The organism is Pseudomonas fluorescens (assembly GCF_902497625.1).
GTDB classification, from domain to species: domain Bacteria; phylum Pseudomonadota; class Gammaproteobacteria; order Pseudomonadales; family Pseudomonadaceae; genus Aquipseudomonas; species Aquipseudomonas fluorescens_BQ.
Window position 1 is genome coordinate 12,620 of record NZ_CABVGX010000018.1, and the last position, 19,793, is coordinate 32,412.

A 19,793-nucleotide genomic window follows, 5' to 3' on the forward strand; every position below is an offset into this window, starting at 1 on the left:
GACCAAGCGCACCGTTAAAGCCGTAGAACACACAACGAAGTGTCGGTTGAAGCAATCAGTCCAGCAGCGCCAGCGCCTCGGCGGTGCATTCCTGAATGCGGGCCCAGTCGCCGTTCTTGATCCACTCCGGTTCAAGCATCCAGCTTCCGCCCACGCACATGACGTTTTTCAGCGCCATGTAGCTCTTGATATTGGCCGGGCTGACGCCGCCGGTCGGGCAGAATTTTACTTCGCCGAACGGGCCACCCAGAGCCTTGATAGCCGCGACGCCACCGCTGACTTCCGCCGGAAACAGCTTGAAGCGGCGATAGCCCAGACCGTAGCCTTCCATGATGCCGGACGCATTGCTGATGCCTGGCAACAGCGGAATCGGACTGTCGACGCTGGCTTCGAGCAAATCACGGGTGATGCCCGGCGTGACGATGAACTGTGAACCGGCCGCCTCGGCTGCTGCGAGCATGTTGCGGTCAAGCACGGTGCCAGCACCGGTCATCAGTTCCGGACGTTGCTCGCGCAGGATCTGAATCGCCTTGAGCCCGTACTGCGAACGCAACGTCACCTCCAGCGCAGTCAGGCCACCTGCCGCCAGGGCATCGGCCAGCGGCAGAACGTCTTGCTCGCGAGCGATGGTGATCACCGGCAGAATCCGCGCTTTGGCGCAGAGGCTGTCGATCAAAGCGACTTTATCCGCCATGGAAACGGTCGGGGAAAGGTTTTTCATAGCGGCTGATCCTTGGCTCATGGGCACCAGTAAATCTCTAACGTAGGTTGCAGAAACGCGCGAATCGGCATGGCAGCGACGTCGCCATCGGCCAGAGCGGCGCTCAGGGTGGTCAGTTTGGACTGACCGGAAATTGACAGAACCTTGTGTTTGGCCGAAGCCAGTAGCGCGCGGCTCATGCTCAGGCGCTGGTGTGGCACAGTCGGCGCCAGCATCGGGTAGCAACGCCTGCTGCCATCAGCCTTCAAGGCGTCTGCCAGGTTCGGGCTGTCGGGAAACAGTGAGGCGGTGTGACCGTCATCACCCATGCCGAGAATCAGCACGTCGATCGGCGGCAGTTCGCCAAGCAGGCGATCAGCCTGTTCGGCAGCTTGCTCGACATTAGCGGTAGCGCTGTACAAGCTTAAAAACTGCGCTTTGGCAGCCGGACCTTGCAACAGGTAGCGCTTTATCAGGCCGGCATTGCTGTCGGCATGTTCAACCGGCACCCAGCGCTCATCGGCCAGGCTGATGACCACGTTCGACCAGTCCAGGGTTTGTTTCGCCAAGTGCTGAAAAAACGCCACCGGACTGCGCCCACCGGAAACCACCAGCGTGGCGGTGCCCTGGGCGTCGAGCGCATCGCTCAGCTGTTTGGCCACATTCAGCGCCAGACCTTCGGCCAGCAACACCGGGCTTTTGAACGCATGAGCGCTGACGCCCTGCGGCAGTTTCAATTCAGATATCGCCATACCACGACCTCCCGTCTCGCGTGATCAGTGCAATGGAGCTCATTGGTCCCCAGGACCCGGCCGCGTACGGCTTGGGCGCATCGCCGGACTTTTTCCATCCGGCGATCAACTGGTCACACCACTTCCACGCGGCTTCGATTTCATCTTTACGGACAAACAGGTTCTGGTTGCCACGCATGACCTCCAGCAACAAACGCTCGTAGGCATCGGGGATCCGCGCGCTACGCCAGGTGTCGGAAAAATTCAGCTGCAACGGACCGCTGCGCAGCTGCATGCCTTTGTCCAGGCCTTGTTCTTTGGTCATCACGCGCAAGGAAATGCCTTCGTCCGGTTGCAGGCGGATGATCAGTTTGTTGCTGATCTGCAGGCGCTGCTCGGGAGCGAAGATGTAATGCGACGGTTCCTTGAAGTGGATGACGATCTGCGACAGCTTTTGCGGCATGCGCTTGCCGGTGCGCAGGTAGAACGGCACGCCGGCCCAACGCCAGTTGCGGATGTCGGCACGCAGGGCGACGAACGTTTCGGTGTCGCTCTGGGTGTTGGAATTAGGTTCTTCCAGATAGCCCGGTACCGGTTTGCCTTCGCTGTAACCGGCGATGTACTGGCCGCGCACGACTTGTGTGGTCAGGCCTTCCGGACTGATCGGCGCCAATGCCTTGAGCACTTTGACTTTCTCGTCACGGATGCTGTCGGCAGAGAGGTCGGCCGGCGGGTCCATGGCAATCAGGCAAAGCAGCTGCAGCAGGTGATTCTGGATCATGTCGCGCAGCTGGCCAGCCTTGTCGAAATAGCCCCAGCGACCTTCGATGCCGACCTTCTCGGCCACGGTGATTTCCACGTGGGAAATGTAATTCTGGTTCCACTGGGTTTCAAACAGGCTGTTGGCAAACCGCAGGGCAATGAGATTCTGGACGGTCTCTTTGCCCAGGTAATGGTCGATGCGGTAAGTGCGGTTCTCCGGAAAGAACTGCGCCACGGCGTCGTTGACCGTGCGCGAGGATTCAAGATCCGAGCCGATCGGTTTTTCCAGCACCACGCGGGTGTTTTCAGCCAGGCCGACCTTCGACAGGTTTTCGCAGATCGCACCGTAGACCGCCGCTGGGGTCGCGAAGTAGGCAATCACCCTTTGGGCAGATCCAGCCGTTTCGGCCAGCGCGACGTAATCATCTGCCTTGAGAAAGTCCACGTGCAGATAGCTCAGGCGACCGAGGAAACGGTCGAGTATTGCTTCGTCCAGCTCCTTTTCACCGACGTAGCGGCGCAGCTCTGAGGTGATGAACGCCAGATGCTCCTGCTCGCTGCCAGGCTCACGGGCCAGCGCAATGACGCGCGTATCCTCATGAAGCAGGCCCGCGCCATCAAGCTGGTAAAGCGCAGGAAACAGCTTGCGCAAAGCGAGATCGCCGAGCGCGCCGAACAAGGCAAAAGTGCACGGTTCAACCGTAATCGAAGGCATGATGTTTGTTCTTTTATCAAGTTAAGCTACAAATACCTTTTTTCAAGGCATCACTCAAGGGAAAATGTAGTAATAACCACAACATTTACCCAAAATGCAGATTCCGAGTGGTGGTCGGTCGGAGCCATCAGTAGGATAGGCCACCGCCACGGGCCACATCAAAGGCCCAATTTGCATAGCAGGGCGTCTTTTTTGTAGGTGAATCAAGGAACAACTATGGACCGCGTGCGAAATCTCCTGGAACAGATCCAGAATCGCCTTGAAGACCTGAACAAGGCAGAACGCAAAGTCGCCGAGGTGATTCTGCTCAATCCGCAGCAGGCCACCCGGTTCAGCATCGCCGCCCTCGCCCAAGCGTCGAAAGTCAGCGAGCCGACGGTCAACCGTTTCTGCCGCTCATTCGGTGTCAGCGGTTACCCGGAGCTCAAGTTGCAACTGGCGCAAAGTCTGGCCAGTGGCGCGGCGTATGTCAGCCGTGCGGTCGAGGCCGATGACAATCCGGAAGCGTACACCAAGAAAATTTTCGGCAGCGCCATCGCTTCCCTGGACAGTGCCCTGCAGGCGCTGGATCCGAACCTGATCAGCCGCGCCGTCGACCTGTTGATCCAGGCGCGCCAGATTCACTTTTTCGGCCTCGGCGCCTCGGCCCCGGTGGCGCTGGATGCGCAGCACAAATTCTTCCGCTTCAACCTGGCGGTCACCGCCCATGCCGACGTGCTGATGCAGCGCATGATTGCGTCCGTTGCGCATACCGGCGAATTATTCGTGATCATTTCCTACACCGGGCGCACCCGCGAACTGGTGGAAGTGGCGCGTATCGCCCGGGAGAACGGCGCTTCGGTGCTGGGCTTGACCGCCGAGGGATCACCGCTGGCCAAGGCCAGCACGCTGAGCCTGAACATTCCGCTGCCGGAAGACACCGACATCTATATGCCGATGACCTCGCGGATTATTCAGCTGACGGTGCTGGATGTGCTGGCGACCGGCATGACCTTGCGCCGGGGTGTGGATTTCCAGCCGCACTTGCGCAAGATCAAAGAAAGTTTGAATGCCAGCCGGTATCCGGTGGGGGATGAGTTTAATTAGCACCTTCGTTGCCTGACCCGGCCTCATCGCGAGCAGGCTCGCTCCCACAGTGGATCTCCATTGGTCGCGACATGTGTGACCACCCCAAATCCTTGTGGGAGTGAGCCTGCTCGCGATGGCGCCCGCTACAAAACTGCTGACCCTGAGCTAAACACCAACCCGCGCCTGCAAGCTCAAATGCGCTTTCTGCCCAGGCGCCAGGCTCAAACTGTCCGTCCCGCCGCTCGCCGCTTCCACGCAGACGAACTCTGAAATCTCGTTCCAGCTCACCCCCAGCAACGGCCGCGTCCCCGGATGCCAGACCACCGTGTCGCCATCATCCCCGGTATCGATACACAATTGCCGTTGCCACGCGTGATCCTTGAGCTGCAGTTCACCGTCGTGCTGGAATACTCGCTGACATCCGCCCTCAACCCGCAACTCGCCTTCCTGCTGACACGCCTGCCGGTTCAAGTGGTCGTAACCCTGCGCGCCATCCAGTCCAGACAGCGCTACCTCACCGACATCACCTATACGCCAATACGCGTGCAAGGCCTGACTCAACTGACACGGCAGGCTGTCCTGGTGTTCGGTGCTCAGACGCAATTCCATCCGTTCGCCGAGGTGCGCATGCAGATCCACCTGCCAGTCACAGAGCTGTAATTGCCAGTGCAGACGCACGCCCTCCTCGTCTTCGCTGCTGTCTATCAGCTTCCAGTCGAGCAGCCGCGCCCAGCCATGGGACGGCCAGGCGTTTTCGCTCGGATGTCGGCCATACCAGGGCCAACACACCGGCACGCCACCGCGAATGGCACCGACATGTGGCCATTTCGCCGCGCACCAAAGCCAGGGTTTATGGCCTCGAGGCTGGAAGTGCAACAACTGCGCACCCTGGCGACTGAACACCGCCTGACACAGCGGATGATCAATCACCAGCACATCGCGCAGTTGGTAGCGCTCCCACGCAAACACCGGACGTGCACGCAAGGATTTGAAGAAGCGTTGGAGCGGATGCTCATGCATGTGCCACTGTCCTGAAAATCATCGGGTGCGCCGGCCCAAAAAAAAGCGGACAGCCTTGGCCGTCCGCACAAATGCGCACATAGAGAGGAGCTTATCGCAACAGCGTTAGAACACCGACTGAATTTTCAGGCCGGCGACGATTGCGTCGTCCACCTGATCAACACCGCCCGGATGTTTTACGTACTGCAGGTTAGGACGCACGGTCAGCCAGTTGGTGACGTGGAAACCATAGTTGATTTCAGCGTTGTACTCGGTGTCCTGGATTGGCAGGAAGCTTGGGTTGTCGTAATCGTCGATACCGTTGACGCCGTTGATCAGCTTGCGGTTTTTCTGCGCATCTTCGTTGACGTGAATACGCGCGATACCGATGCCGACGTCGTCTTTCGGACGAGCATTGAAAGGACCTTTGTAGGTCAACATCAGGTTCTGATAGTTATCGACCGTGTTTGTGTCCTTGTCGTGAAAGGTGGCGTTGGCAGCGATGCTCAGGCCACGGCTCTTGTCGCCGTTGTGATCGGTCAGCTGCTGTTGCGCAACGAACCAATAGCCGGATTTGCTGCTGTGGCTGCGGTAAGCGTCGCCGCTGATGGCCGCATCATTGCCGTTGTCGTCCTCACGAACGTCATCGGCCTTCGCGGTACTTTTGTAATAACCGACACGGTATTCGCCCGGCAGGCTGTTAACGTTGGGCGACCAGACCAGCTCGACCGGAATGATCGTGCCTTTGGTGCCGCTGCCGCTGAGCTTGAAGCCGTTGCCGGTTTCCAGCTGCGACGGGTTCTGGTTGTAGGCACCAATCTGCGCGTAGAGCTCGTCGTTGATGTTGTACTTCACGCGAATCGCGGCCTGGCTGACTGGCCAGTTGTACCAGATGCCACCGACCCAGTTACCCACTTGCGAGCCGCAGAACGCCAGGTTCTGGAAATCGCACGGGAAACTGTTGAAGTCTTCACCTTCACCGAAGTAACCGGCCTTCACGTCAAGTGCGCCGTCGAAGTACTTTTGCTTGACCCACAATTGCGTCAGACGCCAGGTCTGACCACGGCCCCAGACTTCCTGTGAGGAACTGAAGGTACCGGCACGCGGATCGCCGATGCGGTCGTTGGAAATGTTGCGGCCACTACGCTCAGTGATTGCCAGTTTGAATTCGGCGTCGTTCCAGCCGAAGATTTTTTCCAGGTCCAGCTTTGCACCGAAGGCAAACTGGTCGCTGTAACGAGCGGTGGTGTCGTCGTTGTAACCGCCCTTGAGGTTAGAGCCGACTTCGCCTACGTACTCGACCTGGAAGTCATAACCCGCATCAATCAGTTTGGTCCGCTCACCACCCCAATCGCCCGTCATCCATTTCGATTCCGGACTGAACGCCTCTGCAGCGTGCACGCTGCCCGCCAGTGTCATTGCCGCAATCGCCGACAACTGGCAGATCAATTGGGCGTTGTTGTTCTTCTTCATCCCTACATCCTCGTTTTATTGTTATTAACTGTTTTTATCTAACGCGGTTCACATCGGTTGCGGCGGTGTTTCCATCCACCACGAATTTCTTTGGTCGGTTCCCTTTGTGGGAGCGAGCCTGCTCGCGCAAGCGAGGTATCAGAACACTGCTTTGCTTAACGCCAGACCGTATTCGCGAGCAGGCTCGCTCCCACATTGACCGCCCACCCTGTTTGATTTTCAGCGGCCCTTGAACTGGGTCACGTTGGCAGCGTGAATTTCAGGTTGAGCCTGGCCCGCCACGCCCAATCGCTCACCGGTCTTGGCATCGAACAGCAGCACTTTCGATGGGTCGAACTGCAAGGTCAGGGTCTCGCCCACGGCCGGCGCGACATCCGGCGCCAGACGGCAGCAGACTTTGGTGTCGTTGAGATTGACGAACACCAGCGTATCGGGCCCGGTCGGTTCGGTGACCTGGACTTCTGCGCGAATGGTCGGCAAACCATTCGGCTCGCCAGCCGCGAGCACAATCTGCTCCGGACGCATGCCGAGAATCACTTCGCGATCTTCGAGCCCGGCGTCCTGCATGCCCAGCGGCAATTCGCAACGCGCCTGCCCGCTGTCGAGCAGCGCCATCAGGCGACCCTCCCTGCGTTGCAGGCGCAGGGGAATGAAGTTCATTGGCGGCGAACCGATGAAGCTCGCCACGAACAGGTTGGCTGGGTTGTTGTAGATGTCCTTCGGCGTGCCGAACTGCTGAATGATCCCGTCCTTCATCACCGCCACTTTGTCGCCCAGGGTCATGGCTTCGATCTGGTCGTGCGTGACGTAGACCGTGGTGGTTTTCAGACGCTGGTGCATCAGTTTCATTTCGGTACGCATCTCGACACGCAGCTTGGCGTCGAGGTTGGACAGCGGTTCGTCGAACAGGTAAATCTTCGGCCGCCGCGCCAGGGCGCGACCCATCGCCACGCGCTGTTGCTGCCCCCCGGAGAGCTGCCCCGGCTTGCGGTTCAGCAGGTGCTCGATCTGCAGCAGCTTGGCCACACGGCTGACTTCTTCGTCGATCGCGGCCTGGCTCATCTTGCGAATCTTCAAGCCGAACTCGATGTTCTCGCGCACGCTCATGGTCGGGTACAGCGCGTACGACTGGAACACCATGGCGATGTCGCGATCTTTTGGGCTCATGCCGCTGACGTCCTGATCATCAATCATGATCGCGCCGCCAGTAATGCTTTCCAGCCCTGCGATGCAGTTCATCAGGGTCGACTTGCCGCAACCCGAGGGTCCGACAAGAATCAGGAACTCACCGTCCTTGATCGACAGATCGATGTCCTTGAGGGTGTCCGGCAGGCCGGGGCCATAGGTCTTGTTTACATTGCGAAGTTCGAGCGTAGCCATGATTACCCCTTGACTGCGCCGGCCGTCAGCCCGCGCACGAAATACTTGCCTGCGACCACATAGACCAGCAGGGTCGGCAGCCCGGCAATCATCGCCGCCGCCATATCAACGTTGTATTCCTTGGCCCCGGTACTGGTGTTGACCAAGTTGTTCAGCGCCACCGTGATCGGTTGCGAATCACCACTGGAGAACACCACACCGAACAGGAAGTCGTTCCAGATCTGGGTGAACTGCCAGATCAGGCAGACCATGATGATCGGGGTCGACATCGGCAGGATGATCCGGCGGAAAATCGTGAAGAAACCGGCGCCATCAAGGCGTGCGGCTTTCACCAATGCATCCGGAATGCTGATGTAGTAGTTGCGGAAAAACAGGGTGGTGAACGCCAGACCGTAGACCACATGGATGAACACCAACCCGGTCGTGGTGCTTGCCAGCCCCATTTTGCCCAGGGTGAATGAAGCCGGCAGCAGCACGGTCTGGAATGGCAGGAAGCAGCCGAACAACAGCAGACCGAAAAACAGTTGCGAACCGCGGAAGCGCCACATCGACAGCACGTAGCCGTTCAGCGCACCGATGGCGGTGGAGATGATGACGGCAGGAACGGTGATCTTGATCGAGTTCCAGAAATAGCCGTCAACCGTGGCCCAGGCTTTCACCCAGCCAATGCCGCTGACCACGGTCGGCCAGCTCAGCAGGTTGCCGGTGCTGATGTCTTCCGGAGTCTTGAAGCTGGTCAGCAGCATGACCACCAGCGGCACCAGATACAGGAACACCGCGAGAATCAGCACCGCGTAGATTGCGACGCGACTCAGGCTGATGGGGGATTTGGCAGCGAGACTAGTCATTACGCTTGGTCCTCAGCTCGGAGTACAGGTAAGGCACGATGATTGCGAGGATCGCACCGAGCATCAGAATCGCACTCGCCGAGCCCATGCCCATCTGGCCGCGACTGAAGGTGAAGGAATACATGAACATCGCTGGCAGGTCGGACGAATAGCCCGGGCCTCCGGCCGTCATCGCCGCGACCAGGTCGAAGCTCTTGATCGCGATGTGCGCCAGAATCATCACGGCACTGAAGAACACCGGACGCAGGCTTGGCAGCACGACTTTCCAGTAGATACGCGGCATGCTCGCGCCATCGATTTGCGCGGCACGGATGATCGATTGATCAACCCCGCGCAGGCCGGCAAGAAACATCGCCATGATGAAGCCCGAGGCTTGCCATACAGCTGCGATCACCAGGCAATACACCACGCGATCCGGGTCGATCAGCCAGTCGAGACGGAAGCCTTCCCAGCCCCAGTCACGCAACAATTTGTCCAGGCCCATGCCCGGGTTGAGCAGCCATTTCCACGCGGTACCGGTGACGATCATCGAGAGCGCCATCGGGTACAGGTAAATGGTGCGGATAAAGCCTTCGCGACGAATGCGCTGGTCGAGGAACACCGCCAGCAACACGCCGATCACCAAAGTGATGCCGATGAACATGCCGCCGAACACCGCAAGGTTCTTGCTCGCGACCCACCAGCGGTCGTTGTCGAACAGACGCTGATACTGCGCCAGCCCCGCCCACTTGTAGGTCGGCAAAAAAGTCGAGCTGGTGAACGACAGAACGAACGTCCACAGGATGTAGCCATAGAAGCCCACCAGAACAATGAACATGCTCGGCGCCAGCACCAGTTTGGGTAGCCAGCGTTGCAATGCATCGAACGGCGAGGCTTTGCTGAACACAGCAACAGAACTCATGGGGAAATCCAGAATAAGATTACAAAGGCATTCCCTTGTGAGAGCGAGCCTGCTCGCGAAAGCGCTGTGTCAGTAGACGGATGGAGCAACTGACACACCCCTTCGCGAGCAGGCTCGCTCCCACATGAGGAACCAGCGTTACAAGGTGTTATTTGGCGGATTTGACCGCGCTGCCGAGTTTCTTCGCGGCATCGGCCGGATCGGCTTTCGGATCGTTGATGTAGTTGGTCACGACATCAAAGAACGCGCCTTGCACCGCCAGCGTGGTCGCCATGTTGTGCGCCATGCTTGGTTGCAGGCCGCCGGACTTGGCGTCCGCCAGGAAGTCTTTGGCAGCAGTCTGGGCGCAGGAGTCGAAGCCGAGTTTGTCCATGTTGTTCAACATGTCGAGTCGAACCGGGATCGAGCCTTTGTTGATGCTGAAGACTTTCTGGAAATTTCCACCCAGCACGACTTTGGCGATGTCTTGCTGAGCAGCTGCCGTGCCTGCGTCTTTTTGCTTGAACACTGCCAGGGAGTCGATGTTGTAGGTGAACGCTTTGTCGGTGCCGGGGAAGGCTACGCACTGATAATCTTTGCCGGCGATTTTCTTGGCGGCGGTCCACTCGGACTTGGCCCAGTCACCCATGATCTGCATGCCGGCCTTGCCGTTGATGACCTTGGCGGCTTCCAGGTTCCAGTCCTGGCCTTTGCCGTCAGCGTCCATGTAGGTCGCGACTTTCTTCAGTTCGGTCAGCGCCTTGACCATTTCCGGGCCGGTCAGGGCTGCGTTGTCGAGATCGACCAGGGCTTTCTTGTAACCGTCAACACCCATGACCGAAAGCACGACTGCTTCAAACACGGTGCTGTCCTGCCAAGGCTGACCGCCGTGAGCCAACGGGATGAAGCCTGCAGCCTTGAGCTTGTCGCCAGCGGCGTAGAATTCTTCGAGGGTCGTTGGCGCTTTTTCAATCCCGGCTTTCTTGAACACTTCCGGGTTGATCCACAGCCAGTTCACGCGGTGGATATTCACCGGCACGGCAACATAATCACCGTCGTACTTCACAGTGTCGGAGACTTTCTTGTCGAGCAGCGAATCCCACTTCTCGGCTTTGGCAACGTCTGTCAGAGCATCGGTGTCGAGCAGACCGGTGGATGCCCATTCCTGGATATCCGGGCCTTTGATCTGGGCAACGCCCGGTGGATTACCGGCAACGGCACGGCTTTTCAGCACGGTCATGGCGGTTGCACCACCACCGCCGGCGACGGCGCCATCCTTCCAGGTAAAGCCGTCTTTTTCGACCTGAGCCTTGAGCACATCGACCGCAGCCTTTTCACCACCCGACGTCCACCAATGCACAACTTCCACCGAACCTTTGGATTCGGCAGCGGAAACACTAAGAGGCAAGATTGCGAGCGGGAACAGGGAGGCGGCAGAAATGACAGTGGCGAGACGAGAAATCGCATTCATCTGAGATGTACCTTTCTTGTTGTTATGCATGCAAGTCTGATGCTTGCGCTGCACGGAGTTTAAACAGGACGCGTTCCTTCGCAGGTAACGAAGGGACGCGCAAATGTCACCACACGGTTACACAGCAGCGTGGCGGGACAACTGCGCCAAAGCACTGGCCATGCTTGGCGCCAGCGGCAGACGCGGGATTAAAACAGCTTGCCAGGCGTGATACAGATCGGGTTTGCCCGCCCAGATATCGGCGCTGGGGCGATTTTGCGGGTCGAGTTCGTGGTGCCAACTGCCGCCGTAGCGGTCAATGAAATGCGTCTCGCAAAATTCCCAGAACAGTCGGTACCAGGCTTCGTATTGCGCTTCGCCGGTGCGTTTGAGCAAAGCACTGGCGGCGGCGCTGGCTTCGGCGTGCGTCCAGTGCAAGCGGTGACGCACGACGGCTTTGTTGTGCCAGTCGAGGGTGTAGACGATGCCCGGCGCTCCATCGACATACCAGCCATGACGGCAATTCTGTTCAAAGAGTTTTTGCGCATCGGTTACCAGCCAACCAGGGGTGAGCATGCCGGCCTGCACCCGCGCGGATTCGAGGTGCAGCAGCAGCCGCGCCCACTCGAAACCGTGGCCCGGCGTGGTGCCGTACGGGCGAAAACCATCCGCAGGGTTGTCGTGGTTGTAGTCGCGCAGCGGCTGCCAGTCGCGGTCGAAATGCTCGATCACCAGGTAGTCATTGGCAGCGGCGTGGCCGTGGATCACCCGCTCGACAATACGTTGTGCGCGCAACAGCCAGCGCGGATCGTCGGTGACATCGGCGAGTGCGAGGAACGCTTCAGTGGCGTGCATGTTGCTGTTGGCGCCGCGATAGGCCTCTTGTTCACTCCAGTCGCGATTGAAAAATTCGCGCATGGCGCCCTCTTCTTCGCTCCAGAAATAGGTGTCGATGATGTCGATCGCGTCATCGAGCAGTGCTTGTGCGCCGGGGCGTTGCGCGACTACGGCGGAGCTGGCGGCGAGTGCGACGAAGGCGTGCAGATACGCGTTCTTGCCAGTGTTGCCATCGCGGTGGCCGGCGCTGGCAAACCAGCCCCCGTGCAGCGCATCGCGCAATGGCCCGCGCAGGGCCTGAATGCCGTGGTCAATCAGCTCTGCGTAACCCGGCAGGCCTTGAATGTGGGCCATGGCGAAGCTGTGGGTCATGCGCGCGGTGTTCATGGTTTCGGCCTGGGCATTTCCGGGCAGATGGCCGCGCTCGTCGAGATTGCCGAAGCCTTCAGGCAGGCGTGAAGCTTTGGCGAACGCAAGCAGGCGCAGGCCCTCGGCGGCAAGCCATTGCTGGTGCGCGGGGGCATTGAGCCAGCTGCTGAAGCCGGGTTCGAAGTGATCCATGGGGGGCCTTTTTTGTTGTTATGACTGCGCGGAGTCTAAACAACGGGCGGGGCCGGGCTTGTAACGAAGGCGGCAGGTTTTGTCACCAAGCTGTGACATTTCCATGTAGGAGCCGGCATGCTGGCGATAGCGCTAGATCAGTCGATTAATCCGTTGACTGACTCAGCCATCGCGAGCAAGCCGGCTGCTACAAGGACCGGTGCGTCACTCTAATGATCGCGGCAACTGCAAGGTCACCCGCAACCCGCCCTCACGCAGGTTCTGCAAACTCACTTCACCACCATGGCTGTGGGCAATGTTACGGGCGATCCCCAGCCCCAACCCATAGCCCTGCTGCTGCCCGGACAAACGAAAGTGCGGCTCGAACACCTGCTCCAGCCGCTGCTCCGGCACGCCTGGGCCTTCATCATCGACGTGCAGCACAAACGCGCTCTCATCATCATCGATTTGCAGATGCGCGCTCTGCCCGTACTTCAGCGCATTGTCGATCAGGTTGCCAATGCAGCGTTTCAGCGCCAACGGCTTGCCCGAATACGCCGCCAGCGCGCGGCCCTGCTGGGTCACGCGACCGTTGCCGTTCGGCGCCAGATACGGCTCGACCAGACAATCGAGCACATGGTTGAGGTCCACCGGCTCGATGTTCTCGTGAATATCCGTGTCCTTCACGCATTGCAGCGCACCTTTGACCAGCAACTCCAACTCATCCAGATCGCGGCCAAACTTGGTTTGCAACTGTTCGTCTTCCAGCAGCTCGACGCGCAAGCGCAAGCGAGTGATCGGCGTACGCAAGTCATGGGAAATCGCACTGAACAACTGGCTGCGTTCAGTCAGGTAACGGCTGATGCGCTCGCGCATGGTGTTGAACGCGCGACCCACTTCAACCACTTCACTGCCGCCGCCCTCGGCCACCGGCTCGACATCGGCGCCCAGTGACAGATCCCGCGCCGCCCGCGCGAGGCGCTTGAGCGGCCGGCTCTGCCAATGCACCAGCAGGCCGATGAACAACAGCAAAAAACCACTGGTGAGCACGATGAACCACACTTGCTGCGCCGGCAGGCCCTGTTCTTCAAGACTGGTGTACGGCTCGGGCAACAGCGATGCGATGTACAGCCATTCGCCCGGCGCCATTTGAATCTGGGTGACCAGCACCGGCGGATTCACCGGTTCCAGGGTCAGCGCGTAATGCGCCCAAGAGCGCGGTAGCTCATCGAGTTTCAGCCCGGCGTTGAAGATCCGCAGATCCTCAGGGCTGACGAAGGTCACCAGAATGTCGGTGTCGTTGCCGAGCGACTGACGCAGCACCTCGTCCACCGCTTGCATCACTGCAGCCTTGCGCGGAGTGACTGGCAACACGTCCATGTCCAGCGGCTTGTCGTTGAGTGTCACCACAAAACGCGTGCCACCCATGCTGCGCAACTGGTCCAGCACCAGCGGCCGATAGGCCACCGGCAACGAACGAAAATAGCTGACGCTGGCGGTCATCGAGTGCGCGAGACTGCGGGCGCTGGTGACCAGCCCTTCGAGCTGGGTCGCGCGCAATTGCGAGACCCAGATCACGCTCGACAAGGTTTGCGCGAACAACACCGCCAACAACGTCAGCAGGAGCATGCGCCCGAGCAGCGAGCGTGGCACAGGCACCTTGGCGGCGGCGTTGCGCAGAAACTCAGTGACCATTGCCGGCAACCACATTGGCTGCCAATTGGTAGCCGCTTCCACGCACGGTGCGGATCAGTCGCGGCGGTTTTTCCGTGTCGCGCAGGCGCTGGCGCAAACGGCTGACGGCCATGTCGACGATGCGATCCAGCGGCATCAGGTCGCGGCCACGGGTGGCGTTGCCGATGGTGTCGCGGTCGAGGATTTGCTGAGGGTGATCGAGGAACAGCTTGAGCAAGGCGAAGTCGGCGCCGGACAGAATCACTTCTTCGCCATCGGTATGAAACAGCCGATGGCTGACCATGTCCAGCCGCCACTCTTCAAAGGCCAGCACTTCACTGCCACTGCGTTCCTGGCCGAACTGGGCACGCCGCAACAGGGCTTTGATCCGGGCTTGCAGTTCACGCGGGCTGAAGGGTTTGCCGAGGTAATCGTCAGCGCCGAGTTCCAGACCGATCACCCGGTCGGCCTCGTCGGAGCTGGCAGTGAGCATGATGATCGGCACCTGGGCCTGCCGCGGATGCTGACGCACCCAACGGCACAGGCTGAAGCCGTCTTCGTCCGGCAGCATCACGTCGAGGATCACCAGGTCGCTCGGCGCTTCGTTCATGGCCTGCCGGAAGCCGGCGCCGTCCGGTGTGGTACGCACCTGGAAACCCGCGCGGGTCAGGTAGGTATCCAGCAACTCGCGTATTTCCTGGTCGTCATCGACCAACAAAATCGACTTGTTGACTGAGCTCACGGGGCGGCATCCTTGTTGTTTGAATTGGGCGGATTATGCCTCAAGCGCGGAACCGACAAACACCACAAACCCCATGTAGGAGTGAGCCTGCTCGCGAAAGCGGTACACCAGTCAACATCAATGTTGAATGTCAGTCCGCTATCGCGAGCAGGCCCGCTCCACATTTAGATTGTGTTTCAGGCTTGGTCCAGCGCCACTCCCGCGCCGACCAGCCCGGAATACGGTGCTGTCACCAGCCACACCGGGATGCCTTTGAAGTAATCGCTCATGCAGCCCTTGTCGGCAAAACACCGGGCGAAACCGCTTTCGATGAAGAAATCGGCAAACCGTGGAATCACCCCGCCGACGATAAACACCCCGCCGCGCGCGCCGGTGGTCAGCACGTTATTGCCGGCGACTCGCCCGAGCCAGCAGCAGAACTGCTCCAGCACTTCCAGAGCAATCGGATCGCCCGCCAGCCCTGCCGCGGTGATTGATTCCGGAGAATCGAGCACCGGCTCGTGGCCGTCCACCGCGCAGATCGCCCGGTAAACCCGAGGCAGACCGCCGCCGCTCAGTGCCGTCTCGGCGCTGACGTGGCCGATCTCGTTGAAAATGTGTTGCCACAGCTGGGTTTCGCGCGGGCTGCTCAGCGGCAGATCGACGTGACCGCCCTCACCCGGCAGCGCCGCGAACCGGCCTTCGCCCAGATTCAGCAACGTGCCGACGCCCAAACCGGTGCCGGGGCCGATCACCACCGCCGGGCGCAGTGGCTCCGGGGTGCCGGCGCAGACCACACGAAACTCATCCGGCTGCAAGCGGGTCATGCCCAGCGCCATCGCCGAAAAGTCGTTGGTCAGGAGCAATCTGTCGACCTGCAAAATCTCGCAGAACGCCTTGCGGCTAAGGCGCCAATGATTGTTGGTGAATTTGAATTCATCACCACTCACCGGCCCCGCCACCGACAGGCACACCGAACCGATATCGCCGGGTTTCAAACCCAACCCACCGAGGTAGACGCCAATGGCCTCCTCGGGGCTGGCGTGATCCGCCGTCGCCAGCACCTGGATGGCTTCCAGTTGCTGGTTTTTCCACAACGCAAACCGTGCGTTGGTCCCACCGATATCCCCGACCAAAGCCAGTTTCAATTAAGCGTCTCCAGGGCAGAAGTAAAGGCACTGGCGCCCTGCTCTGCGGAGCTGAAGGCCATGCGCATGAAACCAAACAACTCGCGACCGCTGCCGATATTGTTACCCAACAGGCCTTCGGCAGGTGCACGCGCTGCAAATTCGTCGGCGTCCACCTTAAGCTCAAGTGTGCCTTCGACGCCATCGACGCGGATGATATCGCCCTCCTGCACCCGCGCCAAAGCGCCGCCGACGTAAGCCTCGGGACTGACATGAATGGCCGCCGGGATTTTCCCCGATGCGCCGGACATGCGCCCGTCAGTCACCAGGGCGACTTTGAAACCACGGTCCTGCAGCACGCCAAGGAAAGGCGTCATCTTGTGCAGCTCCGGCATGCCGTTGGAGCGCGGCCCCTGAAAACGCATGACCGCAACAAAATCCTTCTCCAGCAGACCAGCCTTGAACGCGTCGGCCAGATCCTGCTGATCCTGGAACACCATCGCCGGTGCTTCGACAATCTGGTTTTCCAGGGCCACGGCGGAAACTTTCATCACGCCGCGACCGAGATTGCCCTCCATGACGCGCAAGCCACCCTCTGCCGAGAACGCGCGAGCGACCGGACGTAGAATGTCTTCGTCGAGGCTGTCGACCGGACCTTCGCGCCAGACCAGCTCGCCGTTGTCCAGGAACGGCTCCAGGGTGTAGCGGCTCAAGCCATGCCCGAGGACGGTGTTAACGTTTTCGTGTAGCAACCCTGCCGCGAGCAGTTCGCGGATCAGGAAGGACATGCCGCCCGCCGCCTGGAAGTGGTTGATGTCGGCTTTGCCGTTCGGGTAGACGTGGCTCAAGGTCGGCACGACTTCGGACAGGTCGGCCATGTCTTGCCAGGTCAGTTGAATGCCTGCCGCCATGGCGATGGCCGGCATGTGCAGGGTGTGGTTGGTCGAGCCGCCGGTGGCATGCAAGGCGACAATGGAGTTGACCAGCGAGCGCTCGTCGACGATTTCGCCGATCGGCATGAAATTGCCATTCTGCTTGGTCAACCGCGTGACTTGATGCGCCGCTTCACGGGTCAAGGCGTCACGCAGCGGGGTGTTCGGGTTGACGAACGAAGCGCCGGGCAGGTGCAGGCCCATGACTTCCATCAGCAACTGATTGGTGTTGGCGGTGCCGTAAAATGTGCAGGTGCCAGGGCTGTGATAAGACTTCATCTCCGATTCAAGCAGCTCTTCGCGCGTCGCCTTGCCTTCGGCGTAGCGCTGACGTACATCGGCTTTCTGCTTGTTGGAAATACCCGAGACCATCGGCCCACCCGGGACGAAGATGGTCGGCAGGTGACCGAAACGCAACGCGCCCATCATCAGCCCCGGGACAATCTTGTCGCAGATGCCGAGCATCAGCGCGCCGTCGAACATGTTGTGCGAGAGCGCGACGGCGGTGGACATCGCGATCACTTCGCGGCTCGGCAGGCTCAGCTCCATGCCCGGCTCGCCTTGGGTCACGCCATCGCACATGGCTGGCGTGCCGCCCGCGAATTGACCGACCGAGCCGATTTCGCGCAGGGCATTCTTGATTTGTTCAGGAAAAACTTCGTACGGCTGGTGCGCCGAGAGCATGTCGTTATATGACGAAACAATTGCGATGTTGGCAGCGTTCATCATCCGCAAGCTTTGCTTATCATCGCTGCCGCAACCGGCCACGCCATGGGCGAAGTTGGCGCATTGCAGCTTGCCGCGCATCGGACCGTCGCTGGCAGCACCGCGAATAAGCGCAAGGTAAGCCTCACGAGTTGCGCGACTGCGGGCGATAAGCCGTTCGGTGACCTCAAGGACGCGGGGATGCATGTGTAGAACTCCAGGCTAACGGATGTGGCGACCTGATTGTCTATGCTGATCAACGGCGCCTGTCGATGAGATGACGGACGGTTTCGTTGATCGGTCGGACCAGTTGATTCAGGTCACTCGTTGTAGATTGAACAAAATATTGCCACTAAAAAGGCTTGTTTTCTATTTTTATGCGAATAATCTTGTAATTCCAACAACAAATCGACGGCGGCCCAGTTAAATGACTCTTCGCATCGCAATCAATGGATTTGGCCGTATCGGCCGCAACGTCCTGCGCGCACTGTATACCCAAGGCTACCGCCAGGATTTGCAGATTGTTGCAATCAATGACCTGGGCGACAGTGCCATCAATGCTCATCTACTCAAATACGACACCGTTCACGGCACTTTCGACGCCGAGGTTCAGCACGATCAGGAGAGCCTGACCGTCAATGGCGACCGGATCGCTGTCAGCGCCATTCGCAACCCTGCGGAACTGCCTTGGGCCGCAGAGAAGATCGACGTTGTGTTCGAATGCACCGGTTTGTTCACCGACCGGGCGAAGGCAGCTGCGCACATTACTGCCGGCGCACGCAAAGTGATCATCTCGGCGCCGGCCAAAGGCGCCGATGCCACGGTGGTCTACGGGGTCAACCACGACATTCTGCGCCAATCGCATCACATTATTTCCAATGCGTCGTGCACCACCAATTGCCTGGCCCCGGTCGCTCAGGTGTTGCACCGCGAACTCGGCATCGAGAGCGGTCTGATGACCACGATCCATGCCTACACCAATGATCAGAACCTGACCGACGTCTACCACACGGACCCGTACCGGGCGCGTTCGGCCACGCAGAACATGATCCCGAGCAAGACCGGCGCCGCTGAAGCGGTGGGTCTGGTGCTGCCGGAACTGGCGGGCAAACTGACCGGGATGGCGGTGCGCGTACCGGTGATCAACGTGTCGCTGGTCGACCTGACCGTGCAACTCAAGCGCGAAGCCACAGCCGATGAAGTCAATGCGCTGCTCAAAGAAGCCAGCCAACATTCCAAGATCCTCGGCTACAACACCCTGCCGCTGGTCTCTAGCGACTTCAACCACAATCCGCTGTCGTCAATCTTCGATGCCAACCACACCAAGTCCAGCGGCAAGCTGCTGAAAGTACTGGCGTGGTACGACAACGAATGGGGCTTCTCCAACCGCATGCTGGATAACTGTTTGGCATTGTGTAACGCCGAATAAACACCCTCCCCTGTAGGTGCGAACCTGCTCGCGAAAGCGGTAAACGATAACGCGTACTGTCTGGATTAACGCGTAGTTCAAACCTCTTTCGCGAGCAGGCTCGCTCCTACAGGGCGTTGTGTGACGCCGAATAATCGCACTGCGCAGTTTTTCACAATTGAGCGCTTGACCACTCATGCAGATGATAAGCATTATCATTCGCTTGAAATGGATCAGGTCTTCCCGTGAGTCAATCGCACTTCAATCATGTCTTCATCGCACAGCGGGTCTCTCTGCTGCGCACATTGGAGCGGATGGTCAACAACCACAGCACCGCTGAAGATCTTCTCCAGGAAACCTACCTGCGGGTCACCCGTGCGCTCAGCGAGCGGGCCATCGACCACCTCGAACCCTTCGTCTTCCAGACTGCCCGCAACCTTGCGCTGGACCATCTGCGGGCGCGACGCATCCAGTCGCGAACGATGCTCGACAATGTCCCGCCGGACGTGGTGGAAAGCATTGCGGCGCCCGTCAGCAGCGCCGAGGACGCCGCCCATGCCGAACAACTACTCGAGCGTTTGAACGTGAGCCTCAGTGAACTCAGCCAACGTCAGCAGCAGATTTTCATCCTCAGCCGGCTACACGGGCACAGTTACCTTGAGATCGCCGACAAGCTTGATGTCTCGTTGAGCACGGTGCAAAAGGAATTGAAACTGATCATGACCATCTGCGTCGGGGTCGCCGAACGTTTGAACGGCGACTGAGTTTGACAGCGGCCTATCCAATGATCGGGGCCGACAGCATCGGGGCCGGTGACTTTGCTACTCTTGCCGCTCAGCTTCA

Annotated in this window: 17 protein-coding genes; 3 read left to right on the forward strand and 14 right to left on the reverse strand. The window is 59.5% G+C overall.

Annotated features, from left to right (window positions below):
• Positions 1 to 55: 55 nt before the first annotated feature.
• Genes F8N12_RS12860 through zwf form a run of 3 tightly spaced genes read right to left on the reverse strand, consistent with a single transcriptional unit; the run spans position 56 to position 2,908 of the window.
• Positions 56 to 721, reverse strand: a complete 666-nt coding sequence (locus F8N12_RS12860) for a bifunctional 4-hydroxy-2-oxoglutarate aldolase/2-dehydro-3-deoxy-phosphogluconate aldolase (RefSeq protein WP_150580754.1) — start codon at positions 719 to 721, stop codon at positions 56 to 58.
• A gap of 17 nt (positions 722 to 738) precedes the next feature.
• A complete protein-coding gene (gene pgl, locus F8N12_RS12865) occupies positions 739 to 1,452 on the reverse strand; it encodes a 6-phosphogluconolactonase (protein WP_150580755.1) in 714 nt (237 codons plus the stop codon).
• Entirely contained in the window at positions 1,439 to 2,908 is a 1,470-nt protein-coding gene (gene zwf / locus F8N12_RS12870) for a glucose-6-phosphate dehydrogenase (RefSeq protein WP_150580756.1), read from the reverse strand. Before zwf ends, pgl begins: the two co-directional genes overlap by 14 nt.
• Before the next feature lie 225 nt (positions 2,909 to 3,133).
• Between zwf and F8N12_RS12875 the strand changes: the two genes are divergently transcribed.
• A complete protein-coding gene (locus tag F8N12_RS12875; protein WP_175649041.1) occupies positions 3,134 to 3,994 on the forward strand; it encodes a MurR/RpiR family transcriptional regulator in 861 nt (286 codons plus the stop codon).
• Positions 3,995 to 4,141: 147 nt separating this feature from the next.
• Here F8N12_RS12875 and F8N12_RS12880 read toward each other — a convergent pair whose 3' ends face one another.
• The 11 genes from F8N12_RS12880 to edd all read right to left on the reverse strand — a co-directional run bounded on the left by F8N12_RS12880 (position 4,142) and on the right by edd (position 17,749).
• A complete protein-coding gene (locus F8N12_RS12880; protein ID WP_150580757.1) occupies positions 4,142 to 4,996 on the reverse strand; it encodes a D-hexose-6-phosphate mutarotase in 855 nt (284 codons plus the stop codon).
• Between the two features lie 105 nt (positions 4,997 to 5,101).
• Positions 5,102 to 6,448 (reverse strand): carbohydrate porin, encoded by a 1,347-nt coding sequence (locus F8N12_RS12885; protein ID WP_150580758.1) that lies wholly within the window; start codon positions 6,446 to 6,448, stop codon positions 5,102 to 5,104.
• 219 nt (positions 6,449 to 6,667) lie between these two features.
• Positions 6,668 to 7,828 (reverse strand): ABC transporter ATP-binding protein, encoded by a 1,161-nt coding sequence (locus tag F8N12_RS12890; RefSeq protein WP_150580759.1) that lies wholly within the window; start codon positions 7,826 to 7,828, stop codon positions 6,668 to 6,670.
• 2 nt (positions 7,829 to 7,830) lie between these two features.
• The gene (locus tag F8N12_RS12895) at positions 7,831 to 8,676 is read right to left on the reverse strand and encodes a carbohydrate ABC transporter permease (RefSeq protein ID WP_150580760.1); all 846 of its coding nucleotides are present in this window, start codon (positions 8,674 to 8,676) and stop codon (positions 7,831 to 7,833) included.
• On the reverse strand, positions 8,669 to 9,577 hold the full coding sequence (locus F8N12_RS12900; RefSeq protein ID WP_150580761.1) for a carbohydrate ABC transporter permease: 909 nt from the start codon (positions 9,575 to 9,577) through the stop codon (positions 8,669 to 8,671). Before F8N12_RS12900 ends, F8N12_RS12895 begins: the two co-directional genes overlap by 8 nt.
• A 148-nt stretch (positions 9,578 to 9,725) precedes the next feature.
• Positions 9,726 to 11,027 carry an ABC transporter substrate-binding protein gene (locus F8N12_RS12905; RefSeq protein WP_150580762.1) on the reverse strand — a complete coding sequence of 434 codons (1,302 nt, stop codon included), beginning with the start codon at positions 11,025 to 11,027 and terminating at the stop codon, positions 9,726 to 9,728.
• Positions 11,028 to 11,144: 117 nt separating this feature from the next.
• The gene (locus F8N12_RS12910) at positions 11,145 to 12,404 is read right to left on the reverse strand and encodes an AGE family epimerase/isomerase (RefSeq protein WP_150580763.1); all 1,260 of its coding nucleotides are present in this window, start codon (positions 12,402 to 12,404) and stop codon (positions 11,145 to 11,147) included.
• 204 nt (positions 12,405 to 12,608) lie between these two features.
• Positions 12,609 to 14,036 (reverse strand): ATP-binding protein, encoded by a 1,428-nt coding sequence (locus F8N12_RS12915; protein WP_412072149.1) that lies wholly within the window; start codon positions 14,034 to 14,036, stop codon positions 12,609 to 12,611.
• 31 nt (positions 14,037 to 14,067) lie between these two features.
• Complete coding sequence (locus F8N12_RS12920) at positions 14,068 to 14,799, reverse strand: response regulator (RefSeq protein ID WP_150580765.1); 732 nt, start codon at positions 14,797 to 14,799, stop codon at positions 14,068 to 14,070.
• A 176-nt stretch (positions 14,800 to 14,975) separates the two neighbouring features.
• Positions 14,976 to 15,926: a glucokinase gene (locus tag F8N12_RS12925; RefSeq protein WP_150580766.1), complete on the reverse strand. Its 951-nt coding sequence runs from the start codon at positions 15,924 to 15,926 to the stop codon at positions 14,976 to 14,978.
• Entirely contained in the window at positions 15,923 to 17,749 is a 1,827-nt protein-coding gene (edd, locus tag F8N12_RS12930) for a phosphogluconate dehydratase (protein ID WP_150580767.1), read from the reverse strand. The genes F8N12_RS12925 and edd overlap by 4 nt, the downstream gene beginning before the upstream one ends.
• A gap of 220 nt (positions 17,750 to 17,969) precedes the next feature.
• Between edd and gap the strand changes: the two genes are divergently transcribed.
• Both gap and F8N12_RS12940 read left to right on the forward strand, forming a co-directional pair.
• Positions 17,970 to 18,971, forward strand: a complete 1,002-nt coding sequence (gene gap / locus F8N12_RS12935; protein WP_150580768.1) for a type I glyceraldehyde-3-phosphate dehydrogenase — start codon at positions 17,970 to 17,972, stop codon at positions 18,969 to 18,971.
• Positions 18,972 to 19,195: 224 nt separating this feature from the next.
• Positions 19,196 to 19,714 (forward strand): RNA polymerase sigma factor, encoded by a 519-nt coding sequence (locus F8N12_RS12940; RefSeq protein WP_150580769.1) that lies wholly within the window; start codon positions 19,196 to 19,198, stop codon positions 19,712 to 19,714.
• Positions 19,715 to 19,793 lie beyond the last annotated feature (79 nt).

Bases quoted from the DNA above. Each gene is read 5' to 3' on its own strand.
- F8N12_RS12860 (WP_150580754.1), bottom strand. From the start codon at position 721: ATGAAAAACCTTTCCCCGACCGTTTCCATGGCGGATAAAGTCGCTTTG.
- pgl (WP_150580755.1), bottom strand. From the start codon at position 1,452: ATGGCGATATCTGAATTGAAACTGCCGCAGGGCGTCAGCGCTCATGCG.
- zwf (WP_150580756.1), bottom strand. From the start codon at position 2,908: ATGCCTTCGATTACGGTTGAACCGTGCACTTTTGCCTTGTTCGGCGCG.
- F8N12_RS12880 (WP_150580757.1), bottom strand. From the start codon at position 4,996: ATGCATGAGCATCCGCTCCAACGCTTCTTCAAATCCTTGCGTGCACGT.
- F8N12_RS12885 (WP_150580758.1), bottom strand. From the start codon at position 6,448: ATGAAGAAGAACAACAACGCCCAATTGATCTGCCAGTTGTCGGCGATT.
- F8N12_RS12890 (WP_150580759.1), bottom strand. From the start codon at position 7,828: ATGGCTACGCTCGAACTTCGCAATGTAAACAAGACCTATGGCCCCGGC.
- F8N12_RS12895 (WP_150580760.1), bottom strand. From the start codon at position 8,676: ATGACTAGTCTCGCTGCCAAATCCCCCATCAGCCTGAGTCGCGTCGCA.
- F8N12_RS12900 (WP_150580761.1), bottom strand. From the start codon at position 9,577: ATGAGTTCTGTTGCTGTGTTCAGCAAAGCCTCGCCGTTCGATGCATTG.
- F8N12_RS12905 (WP_150580762.1), bottom strand. From the start codon at position 11,027: ATGAATGCGATTTCTCGTCTCGCCACTGTCATTTCTGCCGCCTCCCTG.
- F8N12_RS12910 (WP_150580763.1), bottom strand. From the start codon at position 12,404: ATGGATCACTTCGAACCCGGCTTCAGCAGCTGGCTCAATGCCCCCGCG.
- edd (WP_150580767.1), bottom strand. From the start codon at position 17,749: ATGCATCCCCGCGTCCTTGAGGTCACCGAACGGCTTATCGCCCGCAGT.
- gap (WP_150580768.1), top strand. From the start codon at position 17,970: ATGACTCTTCGCATCGCAATCAATGGATTTGGCCGTATCGGCCGCAAC.